Raw genomic sequence first — 18130 nt, 5'->3', positions numbered from 1 at the left:
TTATTACCTTAACAGTTGGCTGATGCGTTGCAGTGCTTGGCAGAGTTGGTCGATATCATTGGGTTGACTGTACATGCCGATCGATGCGCGACATACAGAAGTTTGCCCAAGTCGTTTGATTAATGGCATTGCGCAATGGTGTCCGGTGCGAATGGCGATACCATATCTATCTAAAAAGGTGCCAACGTCAAATGAGTGATGCCCATTGAGGTTAAAAGAAAGCAACCCGGTGCGATTGTTCGGGTCGCCGTAGATCTCGATACCGGGTACTTGTGATAATGAATGTTCCATGTATTGCATCAATTGCGCTTCATAGACCGCAATGTTATCTAAGCCAATATTGTCTACGTATTCAATGGCAGCGCCTAAGCCTAATATACCTGCGATATTGGGCGTTCCTGCCTCAAATTTCCATGGAGCTTGACCATAAGATGTCCCAATGGGCAAGGTTACTTGATCGATCATTGCACCACCGCCTTCCCAAGGAACCATGCTATCAAGGTGTTTTGATTTTGCGTATAAGACACCAGTTCCAGTAGGCCCGTAAAGTTTGTGAGCAGAGAAAGCATAAAAATCACAATCAAGGGCAGTGACATCGACTTGTTGGTGCATAACAGCTTGAGCGCCATCAACCAGTACAGGCACGTTCGCTTTGTGTGCCAGTTTGACCACCTCGTCAATCGGGTTAATCTGGCCTAAGAGATTTGATACATGGCTAATCGCGACCAAGCGAGTTTTGCGATTCAAAAGGGATTTTAGCCCAGATAGATCAAGCTGACCTTGGCTGTTCATTGCCCAGACTCGAATTTTAACCCCGCAGATGTCAGAAAGAAGCTGCCATGGCACCAAGTTGGCATGATGCTCCATCTCTGTGACGATGATTTCGTCTTCGGCTTTTACTTTAGGTCTCAGGTAACTGTTGGCCACCAAGTTGATCGCTTCGGTCGTCCCTTTAGTGAAGACAATATTACTAGCTTCTTTTGCATGCACAAAATCTGCGACTTGCTTGCGTACCAACTCCATATCTTCCGTTGCCTTGGCACTTAAATAGTGGGCTCCACGGTGCACACTGGCATAATCACGTTTATAGAATTGAGTCATGCGCTCGATAACAGAGTTTGGTGTTTGTGCTGTGGCCGCGGTATCTAAATAGACGAGCGGTTTTCCATAGACTTCAGTTGTTAGAGCAGGAAAGTCACCTGCCCATGGGCTTTCAAGAGAACGCAAATCAGCCATGACTGATTTCTCCATGTAGTGAGCTATTTAGCTGAGAGATAACGTAATCTCGCAAGCTAGGATGACGAATTTTTTCTGCCACTTCGCAAACGAACGCGGACATCAATATTTGCTCGGCGTTAAAGCGATTGATGCCTCTCGCTCTCATATAGGCGATTTGGTTAGGATCTAACTGACCAGTCGTTGCACCATGACTACATTTCACATCGTCAGCATAAATTTCAAGTTGAGGTTTGCAGTTGACTTGTGCTTTGTCGCTGAGCAGTAAACTATGCGTGTCCATTTGACCATCGGTTTTCAATGCCGTTGGATCGACGTAAATCATCCCGTCAAATACGGCGTTGGATTGGTCACGACCAATAATCTTGTGTATTTGTTCACTTTGACAGTGAGGGGCGTTGTGCTTGAGATAAGTCCTTGTATCAAAGGTTTGCTTATCGGTAGGCAGCGAGATACTGTTCATGGCAATTTCGCCATTCTCTCCGCAAACCTCACTGCTGGTTTGGGTTCTTAGCAATAGACCTGAAAGCAATAGCGAGGTTGAGCTAGCTTTTGCATCTCGCTGAAGGCGAATGTCGTTGTGCCCAAAATGATGCTGTTGCGGTGACTCTTCGATTAGTTTGGTATGATGAAAACAAGCACCTTCTCCAACGTAGTTGGTTAAACGTGACAGCGTTACTCCACCACCTTGAGCGAGCGATATGTGATGCTCAATAACCTCAAGCTCTGAGAGTGGTCCCATTTCTATGTGATGACGATAACTGCACACTTCCCCTTTCTGACCAGAGCTAATATGCAGCAGATAGATCGGTTTATTGACCTGCGTGTTCGGCTCAACTTCAATCAAGACTCCGCCAGTTGCGGTGGCATCGTTGAGATGAGTGAACGCGTCTGGGCGAACTGACCGCGATAGCTCATACGTTTCTACTGAAGTCAGAACGTTGAGAGGAGTGACGCGAACTTTAGGTATCCAATCAGAGCACCTTGCTGAGAAATGTCCGTCGAAGAAGACGAGTCGGTAGGCGTCTATTCCTAAGCTTAATCCTTCATAAGAGATATTCTCGGCCGATTGAAGCATCGCTAATTGGAGTGGCAGGGCATTAAAATCATTGAGAGAAGTATATTTCCACGCCTCGTCTTTTGAAGTAGGAATTCCTAATTCAACGGCCTTACCAAACTGCTTTTTTTGCCACTCTTGAGGTTGTACTAGATGCGCCAAAGAATCAAAACCGTGTTGGTTACTCTTCACCAGTAATCCACCCATAGCCTTTCTCCTCTAATTGGTGTGCCAATGTATGATCGCCAGATTTAACAATCTTGCCTTTATAAAGCACGTGCACATAGTCGGGCTTAATGTAGTTGAGAATGCGCTGATAGTGAGTCACTAGAATGAAAGCACGTTTGCCATCTTGTAGGGCATTTACACCTGATGAGACTGCCTTTAGAGCGTCGATGTCTAGGCCAGAATCAGTTTCATCCAGAATGCATAGGTCGGGAGAGAGCACAGCCATTTGCAAAATGTCATTACGCTTTTTCTCTCCTCCTGAGAAGCCTTCATTGACCGAGCGCTGTAGGAGATCGGTTGGCATTTTTAGTAGTTGTGCTTTTTCCTCTAACAAATCTTCAAAATCAAAACGATCTAGAGGGGCTTGGCCTCGATAATCACGAATTTCATTCAAGGCAGTATTAAGAAATAGCTTGTTACTTACACCAGGTATTTCTACTGGGTATTGAAATGCGAGAAATACCCCTTCACCAGCGCGCTCTTCCGGATCGAGTTCAGTCAAATCCTTATCTTTAAAAACAATTTCTCCGGAATCGACTTGGTAATCATCTTTACCTGCGAGCGTAGAAGATAGGGTACTTTTACCCGAGCCGTTTGGCCCCATAATGGCATGTACTTCGCCGGGTTTTACCGACAGACTAATACCTTTTAGAATCGGGCTGTCTTCTACACTGACGTGCAAATCTTTAATTTCTAACATTGGATTATCCCACGCTATGTTCGAGGCTGATTGAAAGCAGTTTCTGTGCTTCTACAGCAAACTCAAGGGGTAGTTCTGAAAATACGTCTTTACAAAATCCGTTTACGATCATTGAAATAGCGTCATCTTCGCTGATGCCGCGTTGCACACAGTAAAAGAGCTGATCTTCACCAATTCTAGATGTCGTGGCTTCGTGTTCAACTTGTGCTGAAGGATTTTTTACTTCGATGTAAGGGAAGGTGTGAGCACCACAATCTGTACCAATCAACATGGAATCACATTGTGTGAAGTTTCTTGCGCCTTCTGCTGTGGGTAAGATTTTTACCAAACCTCGGTAACTGTTTTCGCTCTTACCTGCTGAGATCCCTTTGGAGATGATAGTCGAACGAGTATGCTTACCAATATGAACCATCTTGGTACCGGTATCGGCTTGTTGGCTCCCGTTTGTTAATGCAACTGAGAAGAACTCACCAACGGAGTAATCACCTTTAAGAATGACGCTTGGATATTTCCAGGTAATAGCGGAGCCTGTCTCAGATTGAGTCCATGACATCTTGCTGTTTCGTCCTTCACAAACCGCTCGCTTAGTGACAAAGTTTAAGATGCCACCTTGGCTATCTTCTTCGCCAGAGAACCAGTTTTGTACTGTCGAGTATTTCACTTCTGCGCGGTCATGGATGATCACTTCCACGACTGCGGCGTGCAGCTGATAGGTGTCCCGCATTGGTGCAGAGCAGCCTTCTATATAGCTGACATAGGCATCTTCATCGGCAATTAAAATGGTACGCTCAAATTGACCTGTTTTGGCTTGGTTGATTCGAAAGTAAGTCGATAGCTCTCTCGGACAACGTACCCCTTTAGGAATGTAAACAAAGGTACCATCAGAGGCGACGGCTGCATTTAACGCAGCAAAAAAGTTATCTTCTGGTGGTACGACTGTCCCCAAATATTGTTGGACGAGTTCCGGGTGTTCTTGAATCGCTTCACTGAACGAACAGAAAATAATGCCGAGCTCTTTTAGCTCATTCTTGTAGGTGGTTGTGACTGAAACAGAGTCAAAAATGGCATCAACTGCAACTTCAGCCCCTTCACGAACTGGAACACCTAACTGCTCGAATGCGGTTTCAACTTCTTTGGTCAGGTATTCATTTGATCCGTCATCATAACAGTCAGAATCACAACTGGCGCAGCTTGGTGCTGAGTAATAGCTGTAGTCTTGATAATCGAGATTAGGGTAGTCCGCTTTGAGCCAGTGTGGCTCCTCCATTTGTTGCCATTTCTTAAAGGCATCTAGCCTAAATTGAAGCATCCAATCAGGCTCATTACGTTTGGCTGAAATAGCTTTAACAACTTGTTCGTTTATCCCCTTGGATAGCGTGTCGGAGGAAAGCTGCGTATAGAAACCCTCCTTATAGTGACTGGTTTGGAAGAGTTCTTCTACTTCGGGCTGTGTCTCAACTGCACACATGATTAAACTCCAAAACTTTCACCACATCCGCAAAGATTTTTTACGTTGGGGTTGTTGTAAACAAAAGTGCTGTTTAAGCCCTGACGGACGAAATCGAGTTCTGTGCCGTCTAACATTGGCATCGCGGATAGAGAGACATAAAAAGGCGTGCCGTGTGACTCAAATCGCAAATCTTCACTAGAAATCTCTTCTACCAGCTTCACTTCATAGGCAAAACCAGTGCATCCAGACGGTCTAACACTGAGGTAAAAGTGATGCCCATCTTGCGTCAAAAGCGCAACTCTTTTGGCTGCGTTATCGGTCAGCGTGACACCTTGCCACTCCATGTCATGAATAGATATTTGAGTGGAATCTGAACTTGGAATACTCATTACGAAGTTCCTTTTGTTCTTAAATTTACGAGAATGATATTGATTATCATTTCATTATCAACCATGAATTTAGTGTGGAGAATGCTAGTCTGCACTACATATTGACAAAGTAAGATCTAGCAATACTATATATGGATGTAATTGATAATGGTTATCATTACAAAATTTAACAAAAGGTAATCAAATATGGATATCATCGTATACTCTAAGCCCCAGTGTGTTCAGTGCACCGCTACGGTTCGAGCGCTACAAGCGAAGGGTATTGCTCATAGAGTTGTAGACCTAACATTAGATGACTCGGCGATGGAGTCGGTGCAATCAATGGGCTATAGGCAGGCGCCCGTCGTCGTGGCAGGTGAGCGTCATTGGTCTGGCTTTCGCCCAGATATGATCAGCCAGATCGCGTAATGATTGTTTATTATTCCAGCGCTTCGGGTAATACCCAGCGATTTGTTGAGAGGTTAGACGTTGAAGCGATTCGACTTCCTATCAGCGAAGACGAGCCCACTCAGCTTATCGGTCAGCCTTTTGTTTTGATATGTCCAACATATGCTGACGGGGAAGGGCGTGGTGCCGTCCCAAAATCGGTGATCAAAGTACTCAATCAAGCTGAAAACCGTGCTCACCTCAAGGGTGTCATTGCTTCTGGTAATCGAAATTTTGGCGAGTTGTTTGCTCAGGCTGGAAAAATAATTGCGAATAAATGCCATGTCCCAGTGCTTTATCGCTTCGAACTTTCGGGAACCCAGCACGATGTCCAAGCCGTGCAGCAGGGATTAGAACAATTTTGGAAACACCATGGATAACCAATTCAGCACCGAGCCGTTGGACTACCACGCGCTCAATGCCATGCTTAATTTACTTGATGATCAAGGCGGTATTCAGTTTGATGCTGACCGACAGGCCGCCCGCCAATTCTTTTTACAACACGTCAACCAGAACACCGTTTTCTTCCACAATCTAGGTGAGAAACTGGATTACCTCGTCAACGAGGGCTATTACGAAAAAGAAGTTTTACAACAATACGATAGAGATTTCTTGCAGCAAATATGGGATAGCGCTTATCAAGTTAAATTCCGCTTCAGAACATTTCTTGGAGCTTACAAATTCTTTACTTCTTATGCGCTGAAAACGCGCGATGGAAAACGTTATTTAGAGCGTTTTGAAGATCGTGTTGTGATGACAGCGCTGACACTTGCTCGGGGTGACAAAGAATTCGCTCTCGATCTCATGCAAGAGATCATTTCTCAGCGTTTTCAGCCAGCGACTCCTACTTTTATCAATTCGGGTAAGAAGAGTCGAGGCGAACTGATTTCCTGCTTTTTGCTGAGAATCGAAGACAATATGGAGAGCATCGGTAGGGCGATTAACTCTTCATTACAACTGTCCCGCCGAGGGGGAGGCGTTGCACTTTTATTGAGTAACCTGCGCGAGCAAGGGGCTCCGATCAAAGGCATTCTTAATCAAAGTTCCGGCGTTGTGCCTGTTATGAAGTTGCTAGAAGATAGCTTCTCTTATGCGAATCAGCTCGGTGCTCGCCAAGGTGCTGGAGCGGTGTATTTGAATGTGCACCATCCTGATATCATGCAGTTTCTGGACACCAAAAGAGAAAATGCAGATGAAAAAATCCGTATCAAAACGCTAAGTCTAGGCGTTGTGATCCCGGATATTACTCTAGAGTTAGCTAAACAGAACAAAGATATGTATTTGTTCTCACCACATGATGTCGAGCGTGTCTATGGTATGCCTTTCTCTGAAATCAGCGTGAGCGAGAAATACCATGAAATGGTCGACGATCCTCGTATTCGCAAGAGCAAAATTTCTGCGCGAGGCTTGTTTCAAACGCTGGCCGAAATTCAGTTCGAATCTGGTTATCCTTACATCATGTTTGAGGATACTGTAAACGCTGCCAACCCGATTGAGGGACGTATTAACATGTCGAATCTTTGTTCCGAGATTTTGCAAGTTAACGACGCTTCTCACTTTAATGATGATTTGAGTTACCAGCATTTAGGGCGAGACATCTCCTGCAACTTAGGTTCGGTTAATATTGCTAAAGCGCTAGATGGTGGGCAATTAGCGCATACGGTAGAGGTTTCAATTCGGGCACTCAATGCCGTTTCTGAAATGAGTGCGATAGACAGTGTGCCGTCGATACGCAGAGGGAATGATGAAAGCCATGCTATCGGTTTAGGTCAGATGAACCTGCACGGATTTTTAGCGAGAGAGCAGATTCATTATGACAGCGAAGAGGCGATCGACTTTACCAGTGCTTACTTTGCCGCCACTCTGTTCCATTGTTTAACGGCTTCAAACAAATTGGCTCAAGAGAAGCAGCAAGTATTTGTTGGCTTCGAACAATCTCAATACGCCAACGGAGAGTTTTTCACCAAGTACCTGCAGAAAGACTATTCGCCTAAGACGGATACCGTCAGAGAGGTGTTTGAGCGACTCGATATGCGCGTGCCTACCGTTGAAGAATGGCAGCAACTGCAATCCAAGGTTGTTGAGTTTGGATTGTACAATCGTAACCTTCAAGCGATTCCACCAACAGGGTCAATCAGTTACATCAACGATGCGACGGCTTCGGTTCACCCGGTGACAGCGAAAGTTGAGATTCGTAAAGAGGGTAAGATTGGGCGCGTTTACTTCCCTGCACCATACCTCAATAACCAAAACCTTGAGTACTTCAAAGATGCTTATGAGATTGGTCCTAAAGCCATTATTGATGTTTACGCTGCAGCAACAGAGCATGTCGATCAGGGCTTGTCCTTGACGCTCTTCTTCAGTGATGAAGTCACGACTCGTGATATCAATAAAGCGCAAATTTATGCGTGGACGAAGAAGATCAAAACGCTTTACTACATACGTATGCGCCAAAAAGCGCTCGAAGGTACGCAAGTTGAAGGCTGCGTCTCTTGCTCTTTGTAAACAAGGAATCACCATGAGTACTACATACGCTGAACCGGTTCGCGCTATCAACTGGAACCGAATGCAAGATGATAAAGACCTTGAGATATGGAACCGATTAACTGTTAACTTTTGGCTTCCAGAGAAAGTGCCTCTATCGAATGATATTCAGACGTGGAAACAACTGACTGAAGAAGAGCAGACATTAACAATTCGAGTTTTTACTGGCCTAACTTTGCTTGATACGATTCAAAATACGGTGGGTGCCCCAGCATTAATGGCAGATGCCAGAACGCCCCATGAAGAAGCTGTGCTAACGAATATTGCCTTTATGGAAGCTGTGCATGCGCGTAGCTATTCGTCTGTCTTCTCGACCTTGTGCACTACGCCACAGATCGACGAAGCTTTTCGTTGGGCTGAAGAGAACCCGCTATTGCAAAAGAAAGCTCAATTAGTGCTTGAAGACTATTTGGTTGAAGGCGATCCACTGAAGAAAAAAGTGGCGAGTGTATTTCTTGAGAGCTTTTTGTTCTATTCCGGTTTTTATCTACCAATGCACTGGTCGAGTCGGGCAAAGTTGACCAATACAGCGGATTTGATTCGCCTGATCATTCGTGATGAAGCGATTCACGGCTACTACATTGGCTATAAGTTCCAGTTAGCGTTTAACGAACTGGCGGAACAAGAGCAAGCTAAAGTCAAGGATGAAGCCTACTCCTTAATGTTCTCTTTGTACGAAATTGAAAGTCAGTACACGGAATCACTGTATGACCAAGTTGGCTTAACAGAAGACGTAAAACACTTTCTGCATTACAACGCGAATAAGGCTTTGATGAACCTTGGGTTTGAACCTCTATTCCCTGATGAGTTATGTCAGGTTAATCCTGCCATTATGGCTGCGTTGTCGCCAAATGCAGACGAGAACCATGACTTCTTCTCCGGTTCAGGCTCGTCTTACGTTATAGGTAAAGCTGTCGCTACTGAAGACGAAGATTGGGATTTTTAAGGTCTAAACTCAGTTTCGTTGCTTGCATTTATACGCTGTTCTCCATGCCCAATTTATGGCTATTTGCCGTATCTTGGGCTAGTTAAAGTGGCAACTGTATAGACTTTGTTCTTTTCTTAATAGGCAGCAATGAAAAAGGTGGACTTTATATAGTCGTTGATACATTCTGCCACTCCATTTTATTCACCCTAAACAATGAGACGAAGTGCCTGCTGACATGATAATCAGCCTCCCGTATCTCATTAAAGCAGTAAGGAGTTCAACTTGAACCTATTTGTAAGAGATCTCACCGTTATCGATTCTTCATACATCTGTGAACAGAGAGGAGTCGTCGGAGACAGCTGGATAGTCGATGTCATCATGTCTGGTGAGCTTAATGAAATGAGTATGGTGTTGGATTTCGGTAGGGTGAAGAAGCAAATCAAACAACTCGTTGATGAGTTTGTCGATCATCGATTGCTTATCCCAGTACAAAGCGCAGCTATCGTTTACAAACCAAGTAAATCGGGTTATTCCACACTCGACGTCCTGCGTGGTGAAAAGAGTATTCATCTAAACTGCCCGAATGAAGCGTATTGCTTAATTGATGCCGAAGCCGTCACCATTGAGAGCATTACTCAACATGTCTACCAGATTCTGCGAAACAACCTGCCTAGCAATGTGACAGGGCTGGAAATTACACTGCGTCATGAGAACATTGCAGGTGCCTTCTACCATTACACGCATGGTTTGAAAAAGCACGATGGCAACTGCCAACGTATCGCACACGGACACCGCTCTCCAATCGAAATTATTGTCGATGGGGAGCGAGACAACGACAAAGAAGTGGCTTTTTCCAAACGCTGGGAAGATATCTATTTAGGTTCAAAGGAAGATCAGGTTTCTGTTTCAACGCTGAATCTCAGCGAAAGTGCTAAGGTAATTTCCGACGAAAGCCATTATGGTTTCCGATACACAGCGCCGCAGGGTGAGTTTGAACTTGCCATGGCCAAAAGTGAAACTGAAATTTTGCCAACGGATACAACGGTTGAGCTATTAGCGGGTTACATTGCTGATGAAATAAAACCAACGGTTGCAGAAGGTCAATCGTTACAAGTTATCGCTTATGAAGGTGTGGGTAAAGGGGCGATGGCTTTTCGATAAAATCTTGAACTAGCGTTGATACTTTTTGCTAGTGACGGACGTATCACCACTTTTGGTCTTTAAAATACATGGAGTAGTAGGGCAATGAGTAATAAAGCAGGTACAGATACCTCAGAACGTATTTGCGAACTGAATGACCTTGCGAAAGTCGCGGATTATTCGTTGTTGGATACGCTTGTACCAGATCCAGATGCAACGGAAGATGGCCTAGACTTTTATCCGAGACAGGTCTTTTCTGGGCATTATGTACCCGTTAAGCCAACACCTATTGCAGATCCTGTTTATGTTGCTCACAGCCAACAATTTTTTCGAGAGTTAGGCCTTGATGATAGTCTGGCAAAAACAGAAGCGTTCAAACAACTGTTCTCTGGTGATGTAACTAACGTGCCTGCACCGATGAGAACGACAGGGTGGGCGACGGGTTATGCGCTTTCTATATTTGGCAATGAATACATCGATCAGTGTCCTTTCAAAACGGGGAACGGTTATGGCGATGGTCGCGCGGTATCAGTTTTCGAAGGAGTATTGAACGGCAAGCGTTGGGAAATGCAGCTCAAAGGTGGCGGCCCAACGCCTTATTGTCGTGGAGCGGATGGCAGAGCGGTATTGCGTTCAAGCGTTCGCGAGTTTTTAGCGCAAGAGTATATGAATGCTTTAGGGATCCCAACATCACGCTCATTGAGTCTATTTGCTTCCCAAACGGAAACGGTTGATCGCCCTTGGTACAGTGAAGGCTCGCGGTCAGAGAATCCAGATATTATGATCGCTAATCCGGTTGCTATCTCGACTCGGGTAGCACCTTCATTTTTGCGAGTAGGGCAACTAGAGTTATTTAGCCGCAGAGCGCGCGTTAACGAACATCCTAACGCGATGGCTGAATTAGAAATGATGGTATTGCATATCATCGAAAGGGAATACAAGCAGCAAATTGACTCTAGCCTTCCTTTGGCTGAAAAAATATTGCTCCTAGCGACCGAGTTTAGAGAGCGGCTAACATCTTTAATCTCCAATTGGCTGCGTGTCGGTTACTGTCAGGGTAATTTTAATAGTGATAACTGCTCAGTAGGCGGGTTTACCCTAGACTATGGGCCTTTTGGATTCTGCGAGTACTTTGAACCATTTTTCCAACCTTGGACTGGTGGTGGTCGTCACTTTGCTTTTCTTAACCAATCTCAGGCCGCCGAGAAGAATTTCGAGACATTCTGTGGTGCCTTGAAGCCTTTACTGCAATCGGAACCTGATGCGTTAGAAAAGTTGGAACAGATTGTTGAAGGTTTTTCTTCAGTTATGCAGGCGAAAGCGAGTCAGATGTGGGCGTCTAAGCTCGGCTTAGAGACACTAAACAGCGACCTATTTAACCAACTGCTTGCTTTGATGATTAAAAGCCACGTTGACTACACTATCTTCTTCCGCGAACTTTCTAAGATTCCAACAGAGGTGTCTGATTTGTCAGCATGCTTTTATGCGCAATTAAGCGAGGAGTTAGAACTGGCGTGGAATCAGTGGCTTAAATCTTGGCGAGAGTTACTGAGCTCGGCTGGGGAGAAAAGCCTTGAGGATGTTTCGTGCCAAATGAAAAAGGTGAACCCTAAGTATACTTGGCGAGAGTGGTTGATTGTTCCCGCTTATGAACAAGCGCAGAAAGGGGAGTTTAGCCTAATCCAAGAACTGCAAAGCATTCTGGCTAACCCGTATGATGAGCAATCTGAAGAGGTTGAAGCAAAATACTATCAGCTAAGGCCGATGGAGTATTTTGCCGCTGGTGGTGTGTCTCATTACAGCTGTTCTTCGTAGCTACTGATTTAGCGCCAGCTATCTCTTCACTGGCGCTGTCGTGACTTGTTACTCACTAGAAAAGGGGCGTTCACCCCTTTTCGTTCAAGCTCTGCTTATTTGTGACCAATAACTAGTGCTATCTCATCACCATCTGTAAATGGTGTCCCCCTAAGATCACTGTAAGTGCGCTTGATCTCAAGGTTGTGAGCGGCTAATTCTCGGCTAAGGTTTTCAATGGTGAAATGTTGAAGCCAGTTGAGTACTGTCCATTCTTTGTCTTCTTGAGAGATGACATATTTATCCAACGTAACCTTTTCATCCTCGTATTTGAACGAAGATTGGATACACCAGTAATCTTTGTCACTCCAAAAGCCATTCATAGAATTTTTCTCAAGGCTCAAAGATTCACTCTGGTTGGCAAATCTTGTTGCGGTATAAACATCAAGTGCAATCGAACCATTAGGGGCAAGTAGTAGCTTGAATTTACTAAATAGCTTTGAGCGTTGTTCTGGGTTCAAAGCGCATAAGTCGCACATAACTAGGGTAATTAAATCGAATGTTCGTGAATCGCTATATTCGAGATAGTTGCCATGATTGTACTCGATAGAAAGGCGCTCTCGCTCCGCTTGTTCTTCTGCATACTTCAAAGAGTTTCTAGAAAAATCCAAACCAACGACTGTTCCGATTCCTCTTTCTTTAAAGCGATGGGTATAAAGCCCTGGCCCACAGCCAAAATCAATCACTTTTGAAGTTTCATCTAGCTTAAACTCAGAAGTTAGCCAAGAAACAGATTCTTCAATGAAAGATGCAGTTCTAGAGGCAAGGCTTAGCTCTGGATCTAAGTGGAAAGCGAGCATTTGACTTGCTATATGGTTATCAGTCCAAAGAACATCTGCTGTGTATTCAGACCAAACAACAGGTTTAGTTGTTGCGTTACTAATTTTTTTAAACATTTTGTAATTCCGACAAGGATTTAGTTGCCGTCCTTACAACAGACTACAGAGCGGTTTAATGCCCTCAAATGCAGTAAAGACGTGTTAAAGAAGTAGTTGTTCCAATAAAATTCATTGCAAATGCCTCCTTAGAAAAGTAAAAATCGCGCGGAGATTATACCAGACGAATAGTGGTGTCAATTAGAGGGGATTACTGAGTAAATGGAGTTTTTGAGAGCTCAAAAACGGTGAAACCCCGATGTTGGTAGTAAGCACAATTATAGGGTATTGATTTTTATAGTTTTCATTACTTTATAGAGCATTTCGTATCTTAAAGTGGCGTCTTAAATGCGAAAATGCTCGAATTGGTAAAAGCTTATAAATCAATTGGTTGTAAATTTGCTACTACTGTATAAGTCCACCCTATAGCGACTGGCATCGGCCACTTTACGTATCTCTTCTTCATCTGTTTTTGTGGCCAATTGCCGCGCAAAACAAATCTTACCGAAAATTTCATGCATAGTTTTTCTTAAGCAATTTTCATTATTTGAAATGTGAGGAGAAGAACATGGCAATCCGATATTTAAGACCGAGTCAGTACATTGAGGAATTTTATCCTGGATCTGGTATGTGCAGCGCCACGATCATTAATTGGATAAAAATTGGCAAGCTGGGCGGCACTCGAACCCCCACAGGTCGATACCTTGTCTGTATAGATGAGGATATAGGCAACCCAGCAGATCGAATTTCAGAATTAGTCAGATTTCTGGAGTCGTGATGGTAGGTCGAGCAAGAAGTAAAGAAACGGCTCACTACCCAGCATTTCTTGTGCGAATGAGCCACAGGGGAGATCTTCGTTTTCGCTTTACAACAGTTGAAGGTGTTAAACGACTTTTCCCTAGTGGCACAACTGAGCAAGAGGCGATTCAAGCGGCGTATGTTTATAACATGCAGAACAGGCCGGAATTGACGCAAGACTTCGATCTTAATGAGCCAACCCAATTTCAAAGAGCTATATCAAAAGGGCGTAGAGATAAGTTTAATAAGCCATTAAAAGATTGGCTTCCTGTCGTGTTGGCCCGTGTCAAAGCCGAAGAGAAGCTCTCTAAAGATGTATTTAGAAACTTAGAACGTGACTGCGAAAGGTTGGAAGAGCATATGGGTAAGTGCTTAACAAAATCGCTGAAGTTACAGCATATCAATGAGCACATTGGTAAATACTATGCCGAACTTAATAATCGACAGCTAAATGGAAAAATCAGCAATCTGAAAAAGATATTTTCCTATTTGGCTGATGAGAGTGCGATAGAGAGTAACTTTGTTCTTAACAAGAAACAGCGACGTTTATCGAAAGAGGATTACACCAAAGCGCGTCACAACTTAGATTACGAAAGCTATCTTCAGATTTACGAAGCAGCACCATTGTTTTTGAAAGTAGCAATGTCTTTAACCCTAGAGACGACTCATGCTGTGCGAGAAATCTACCGATTGCGTTATCGAATCAAGAAGCCAAGAGAAGGCGTATGCGGTATTCTATGGAATCCAGAGAGTAGGGTGGACTACATTGACGGCCAACCCATCTACGGAACGCTTTACATCCATCGCCAGAAAGTCCAAAAGTCGGAGACTTCTGCGGTAGCAATTCCGGTTACTCAGGCGATTAAAGATATTGTCGATCTATCCAAAACCTCAAGGTTGCACTGTCCGTATGTAGTGCATAGAAAACCTCGTCAATTACAACGCGGCATCTCTAAGGAAACGGATCATCTTTATCAGGTTCACCACCACAATATAAGCAAAGAGTTCAGCAAAGTAAGAGACTCTTTGGGTTTATACGATCACCTCAAAAAATCCCTTCGACCTACCTATCACGAGATTCGAGGTTTGTCGGCCAGAATGATTGAAGAGCAGGGCATAAGCGCTACTGAGCGAATGGCCCATGCCAATGCTGATACAACGAAGATATACACGAGAGAAAATGATATTCGCTGGAATCAGGTATCGGCGATTGAGGTGAAACCAAAGGTTGGTTAGTAGATTCAAAAAGTCCGGATTGTTAGGATAGTCGTAGCAGAAGGTGTGGAAACAAAGGAACAGAAACTACTGCTCGAAAAATATGGCTGCGACTTGTTTCAGGGCCACCTCTTCGAGCTTCTAGTCAGGTAACTCAATTGACTAAGCCACTACAAAAACACTTACCACAATCTCTCAAAGTTTATGTACTATTCCACCTAATGGAAGCTTAGTGGACCGTATTTACATGAACTTGTCTCAAATTGATTTGAATTTACTGTTTGTTTTAAAGCACCTTCTGGAAGAAAAGCATGTATCGAATACTGCCATGGCTTTAAACATGAGTCAGTCGGCGGTAAGTCGAGCATTGCAAAAAATGCGAGTTTTCTTTGATGACGAATTGCTGGTACGAAAGAAGTACGGGTATGAGTTGACACCCAAAGCGGAGTCGGTAAAGCATGACATCAACAATGTCATTACCAGTTTAGAGAAACTTGCCCATAAAGACTCTTTTGATCCAAGTACCGTCACGAGCACAGTCAAGGTTTATGGGCTTCTTCCGCAGATAAATACTTTAATGCCCAAGGTGATTGCCAAGATTCGTCAACAAGCCCCAAATCTTACGGTCAGCTTGGATTCAGCACCAAAACGTCATTTTGATGCATTGGTTGCTGGAGATGTGCACTTCGCGCTGTCTTCTCACCAGCCGCCAAGTTCTGAGCAAAATATCTACCGAATGGTCGTTGCGAAACGCACATTCCGCTTGTTAATGAACCGCAAACACCCATTGGCTGACCAAGATCTTACCCCCGAAAAACTGGCTGATTTCGATTTTGGACAAGTTTCTTTGCAAGGTGAGAAACGTTTGTCTTTTGAACACAAGTACCAAGAGCTTGGGTTAGCAAACAAAAAACAACGCTTGTCAGCGCCAGTTCAGCTAAGCAATTTTAGCTCCGCTCCCAGCATCGCTGCGGAAACAGATATTATTTTTCATCTGCCGACACCATTTGCTGAAGCTGCCTGCCAAGATTCTCGTCTAATCGTACGTGAAGTCCCGCCGGAGTTGCAGTTGGACTTCCAAGAGGTCTACCTATATTGGCATAAACGCTTTAACGATGACCCGATGTGTGAGTGGGTACGTGACATTTTTAAGCAGCTTTATGTTGGTAAAGATACCTTATCTTAAATGCTTTACGCGGATAGTCTAACTTTAACTATTCGTATTATGGATAGTGACATTCTGTTTTTACGATATAGATTATCTTGTCAGTGATTGTTTGAATCGGGTTTAATTGAGAATAGTTATTAAATGCAATTACATTCTAAATTAGCTCAATATGAAACCTATTTTCTCACATACTCTACTATCTACATCCGTCGCTTGTGCTTGTCTTACTGTACCTATGGCAAGCATTGCGAGTAACCAACTTTCTGCTTCCGATAGCAACAATTCAACGACCATGGAGACCGTGGTTGTTACGGCCTCTGGCTACGAACAACTGGTTACAGAAGCACCCGCAACAATCAGTGTTATCACACGAGAACAACTTGAAAATCGTTCATATAAAGACCTTACTGATGCCCTAACTGACATTCCAGGAGTCACAGTTACGGGGGGCGGTGATGGACAAGATATCTCAATCCGAGGTATGCCTGCTCAATACACGGCAATTCTCGTCGATGGCAGAAAGCAGTCTGGCCGAGAAACCCAAACCAACGGTAGTACATTTACCGAACAAGATTGGTTACCGCCACTCAGTGCCATTGAACGCATCGAAGTCGTCCGTGGCCCTATGTCGACTTTGTATGGCTCAGATGCATTAGGAGGGGTGATTAACATCATCACTCGTAAAGACCATCAACAATGGCACGGCAGTTTGCGAACTGAAATGACGCTTCAAGAAGACTCGAAATCAGGGAACAGCTATCAAGGACAGTTATACCTTGCTGGCCCAATTGTCGATGGTCTATTAAGTGCTTCGGTGACTGGCCTATATCAAGAAAGAAAAGAAGACGAGATAGAAGGCGGTTATGCGGGTAAAACCCTCGATAACTACCGAGCGTCTGTCTACCTCACTCCAACAACGGATGATACCTTCACGCTAGAATTTACCAATCACAACCAAGAGCGAGTGACGACTCTAGACAAGTCAGTGGTGCGAGAATCTCAAGTTGCCGAGCGAGAATATGAGCGTCAATCCGTTGGTCTCGGTCACAATGGTGACTATGCATGGGGGACGAGTGCTTCGTTTGTTAGCACTGAAACAGTCAAAAATATCGGTGCAGAGAAAGAGATTAAAAATAGCCAAATTAATACTCAGCTAGGCCTGCCTATTGATACTCACTACCTCACACTAGGCGCATCATTTGAGCAAAAGGATCTAACAGACAATAGTTTATCGCTGACTTCTAAAAACCAACAATGGGCAATCTTTGCTGAAGATGAATGGTATCTGACGGATACATTCGCTCTCACTCTTGGTTTACGTTACGACGATAATGAGATCTTTGATGGGCAGCTTAGTCCAAGAGTCTACGGGGTGTGGTCCATTGATCCGAGTTGGACGCTAAAAGGTGGTGTATCTACCGGCTATCGTGCTCCTAGCCTAACAGAAATGGACGAAGACTGGATTCAAGAAAGCTGTCGAGGCCGTTGTGCAATTTATGGGAACCCAGAACTAACGGCAGAGACATCAGTGAACACGGAGATGGGCCTATATTACGTCGATGATAGAGATCTTTCTGCGAACGTCACTCTTTTTTACAGCGACTTCAAAGACAAAATAGAAAGTGCATATGTCGATCCTACATGCACTAATAGCAGAAGTTGTGACCGTACTTACGTCAACATTGATGATGCGATCAGCTATGGCGCGGAAAGCTCAGTTTCTCAGGGCATTACCGAATCGATAACACTAAGTGCAACCTACACTTATACTCGCAGTGAGAAGAACACCGATGACGAAGATAATGGCTTACCACTTGTTCAAGCTCCTGAACATCAAATCTCGATTAACGGTGATTGGGCAGTGCGTGACGATATTGCTTCATGGGCTCGTGTGAACTACCAAGGTGAAGAAAAAGATAACATTACGAGCGATAGTACTCGGACTCTCGCACCTTCAATTACTTACGTTGATCTCGGTGCGAATTGGCATGTAACTGAGAATGTGAAGGTAATGGCGGCGGTTTACAATTTGTTCGATGAGCAAACTACAGAAGAAGAGTTTGGTTACATTGAAGATGGCCGACGTTACTGGTTAGCTGCTGAAGCGACTTTCTAATCGAAT

General features: G+C 44.2%; 15 protein-coding genes. 9 read left to right on the top strand and 6 right to left on the bottom strand.

Translation table 11 applies throughout. The annotated features are described in order from the left end of the window. Positions 1-3: 3 nt before the first annotated feature. From LYZ37_RS08375 to LYZ37_RS08355, 5 genes are read right to left on the bottom strand one after another with little or no spacing between them, the layout of a single operon-like run. The gene (locus LYZ37_RS08375) at positions 4-1236 is read right to left on the bottom strand and encodes an aminotransferase class V-fold PLP-dependent enzyme (protein WP_272785153.1); all 1233 of its coding nucleotides are present in this window, start codon (positions 1234-1236) and stop codon (positions 4-6) included. Then, positions 1229-2500, bottom strand: coding sequence for a Fe-S cluster assembly protein SufD (sufD, locus tag LYZ37_RS08370; protein WP_272785152.1), 1272 nt, complete (start codon positions 2498-2500; stop codon positions 1229-1231). The genes LYZ37_RS08375 and sufD overlap by 8 nt, the downstream gene beginning before the upstream one ends. Beyond that, the gene (gene sufC / locus LYZ37_RS08365) at positions 2475-3221 is read right to left on the bottom strand and encodes a Fe-S cluster assembly ATPase SufC (RefSeq protein ID WP_272785151.1); all 747 of its coding nucleotides are present in this window, start codon (positions 3219-3221) and stop codon (positions 2475-2477) included. Before sufC ends, sufD begins: the two co-directional genes overlap by 26 nt. Positions 3222-3225: 4 nt before the next feature. Beyond that, entirely contained in the window at positions 3226-4689 is a 1464-nt protein-coding gene (gene sufB, locus LYZ37_RS08360) for a Fe-S cluster assembly protein SufB (protein ID WP_272785150.1), read from the bottom strand. Positions 4690-4691: 2 nt separating this feature from the next. Beyond that, a complete protein-coding gene (locus LYZ37_RS08355; protein WP_239825660.1) occupies positions 4692-5060 on the bottom strand; it encodes a HesB/IscA family protein in 369 nt (122 codons plus the stop codon). Positions 5061-5246: 186 nt separating this feature from the next. On the opposite strand from LYZ37_RS08355, the gene nrdH reads away from it, so the two are divergent. The 6 genes from nrdH to LYZ37_RS08325 all read left to right on the top strand — a co-directional run bounded on the left by nrdH (position 5247) and on the right by LYZ37_RS08325 (position 11913). Next, positions 5247-5468: a glutaredoxin-like protein NrdH gene (gene nrdH / locus LYZ37_RS08350; RefSeq protein ID WP_004746201.1), complete on the top strand. Its 222-nt coding sequence runs from the start codon at positions 5247-5249 to the stop codon at positions 5466-5468. Further along, positions 5468-5866, top strand: coding sequence for a class Ib ribonucleoside-diphosphate reductase assembly flavoprotein NrdI (nrdI, locus tag LYZ37_RS08345; protein ID WP_272785149.1), 399 nt, complete (start codon positions 5468-5470; stop codon positions 5864-5866). Before nrdH ends, nrdI begins: the two co-directional genes overlap by 1 nt. Continuing rightward, positions 5859-7991, top strand: coding sequence for a class 1b ribonucleoside-diphosphate reductase subunit alpha (gene nrdE, locus LYZ37_RS08340; RefSeq protein ID WP_272785148.1), 2133 nt, complete (start codon positions 5859-5861; stop codon positions 7989-7991). Before nrdI ends, nrdE begins: the two co-directional genes overlap by 8 nt. A 13-nt stretch (positions 7992-8004) precedes the next feature. Next, positions 8005-8976 (top strand): class 1b ribonucleoside-diphosphate reductase subunit beta, encoded by a 972-nt coding sequence (gene nrdF, locus LYZ37_RS08335; RefSeq protein ID WP_272785147.1) that lies wholly within the window; start codon positions 8005-8007, stop codon positions 8974-8976. A gap of 264 nt (positions 8977-9240) precedes the next feature. Next, the gene (locus LYZ37_RS08330) at positions 9241-10119 is read left to right on the top strand and encodes a 6-pyruvoyl trahydropterin synthase family protein (RefSeq protein ID WP_272785146.1); all 879 of its coding nucleotides are present in this window, start codon (positions 9241-9243) and stop codon (positions 10117-10119) included. An 84-nt stretch (positions 10120-10203) separates the two neighbouring features. After that, positions 10204-11913: a protein adenylyltransferase SelO gene (locus LYZ37_RS08325; RefSeq protein WP_272785145.1), complete on the top strand. Its 1710-nt coding sequence runs from the start codon at positions 10204-10206 to the stop codon at positions 11911-11913. Between the two features lie 95 nt (positions 11914-12008). On the opposite strand, the gene LYZ37_RS08320 is transcribed toward LYZ37_RS08325, so the two are convergent. Continuing rightward, entirely contained in the window at positions 12009-12848 is an 840-nt protein-coding gene (locus LYZ37_RS08320; protein WP_272785144.1) for a class I SAM-dependent methyltransferase, read from the bottom strand. Between the two features lie 756 nt (positions 12849-13604). On the opposite strand from LYZ37_RS08320, the gene LYZ37_RS08315 reads away from it, so the two are divergent. The 3 genes from LYZ37_RS08315 (at position 13605) to LYZ37_RS08305 (ending at position 18124) form a co-directional block, all read left to right on the top strand. Continuing rightward, positions 13605-14861, top strand: a complete 1257-nt coding sequence (locus LYZ37_RS08315; RefSeq protein ID WP_272785143.1) for an integrase — start codon at positions 13605-13607, stop codon at positions 14859-14861. A 226-nt stretch (positions 14862-15087) separates the two neighbouring features. Next, positions 15088-16026, top strand: coding sequence for a LysR family transcriptional regulator (locus LYZ37_RS08310; RefSeq protein WP_272787154.1), 939 nt, complete (start codon positions 15088-15090; stop codon positions 16024-16026). A 151-nt stretch (positions 16027-16177) separates the two neighbouring features. Next, positions 16178-18124, top strand: a complete 1947-nt coding sequence (locus LYZ37_RS08305; RefSeq protein ID WP_272785142.1) for a TonB-dependent receptor domain-containing protein — start codon at positions 16178-16180, stop codon at positions 18122-18124. Positions 18125-18130 lie beyond the last annotated feature (6 nt).

Origin of the sequence: Vibrio tubiashii (assembly GCF_028551255.1) — a bacterium.
Taxonomy (GTDB): Bacteria; Pseudomonadota; Gammaproteobacteria; order Enterobacterales; family Vibrionaceae; genus Vibrio; species Vibrio tubiashii_B.
The sequence above is the reverse complement of the archived record's forward strand: the minus strand, read 5'-3'. Positions and strand labels throughout refer to the sequence as shown.

What these genes read in the sequence shown, in the direction of transcription:
- LYZ37_RS08375 (WP_272785153.1), bottom strand. Translation starts at nt 1,236, where the DNA reads ATGGCTGATTTGCGTTCTCTTGAAAGCCCATGGGCAGGTGACTTTCCT.
- sufD (WP_272785152.1), bottom strand. Translation starts at nt 2,500, where the DNA reads ATGGGTGGATTACTGGTGAAGAGTAACCAACACGGTTTTGATTCTTTG.
- sufC (WP_272785151.1), bottom strand. Translation starts at nt 3,221, where the DNA reads ATGTTAGAAATTAAAGATTTGCACGTCAGTGTAGAAGACAGCCCGATT.
- sufB (WP_272785150.1), bottom strand. Translation starts at nt 4,689, where the DNA reads ATGTGTGCAGTTGAGACACAGCCCGAAGTAGAAGAACTCTTCCAAACC.
- LYZ37_RS08355 (WP_239825660.1), bottom strand. Translation starts at nt 5,060, where the DNA reads ATGAGTATTCCAAGTTCAGATTCCACTCAAATATCTATTCATGACATG.
- nrdH (WP_004746201.1), top strand. Translation starts at nt 5,247, where the DNA reads ATGGATATCATCGTATACTCTAAGCCCCAGTGTGTTCAGTGCACCGCT.
- nrdI (WP_272785149.1), top strand. Translation starts at nt 5,468, where the DNA reads ATGATTGTTTATTATTCCAGCGCTTCGGGTAATACCCAGCGATTTGTT.
- nrdE (WP_272785148.1), top strand. Translation starts at nt 5,859, where the DNA reads ATGGATAACCAATTCAGCACCGAGCCGTTGGACTACCACGCGCTCAAT.
- nrdF (WP_272785147.1), top strand. Translation starts at nt 8,005, where the DNA reads ATGAGTACTACATACGCTGAACCGGTTCGCGCTATCAACTGGAACCGA.
- LYZ37_RS08325 (WP_272785145.1), top strand. Translation starts at nt 10,204, where the DNA reads ATGAGTAATAAAGCAGGTACAGATACCTCAGAACGTATTTGCGAACTG.
- LYZ37_RS08320 (WP_272785144.1), bottom strand. Translation starts at nt 12,848, where the DNA reads ATGTTTAAAAAAATTAGTAACGCAACAACTAAACCTGTTGTTTGGTCT.
- LYZ37_RS08315 (WP_272785143.1), top strand. Translation starts at nt 13,605, where the DNA reads ATGGTAGGTCGAGCAAGAAGTAAAGAAACGGCTCACTACCCAGCATTT.
- LYZ37_RS08310 (WP_272787154.1), top strand. Translation starts at nt 15,088, where the DNA reads ATGAACTTGTCTCAAATTGATTTGAATTTACTGTTTGTTTTAAAGCAC.
- LYZ37_RS08305 (WP_272785142.1), top strand. Translation starts at nt 16,178, where the DNA reads ATGAAACCTATTTTCTCACATACTCTACTATCTACATCCGTCGCTTGT.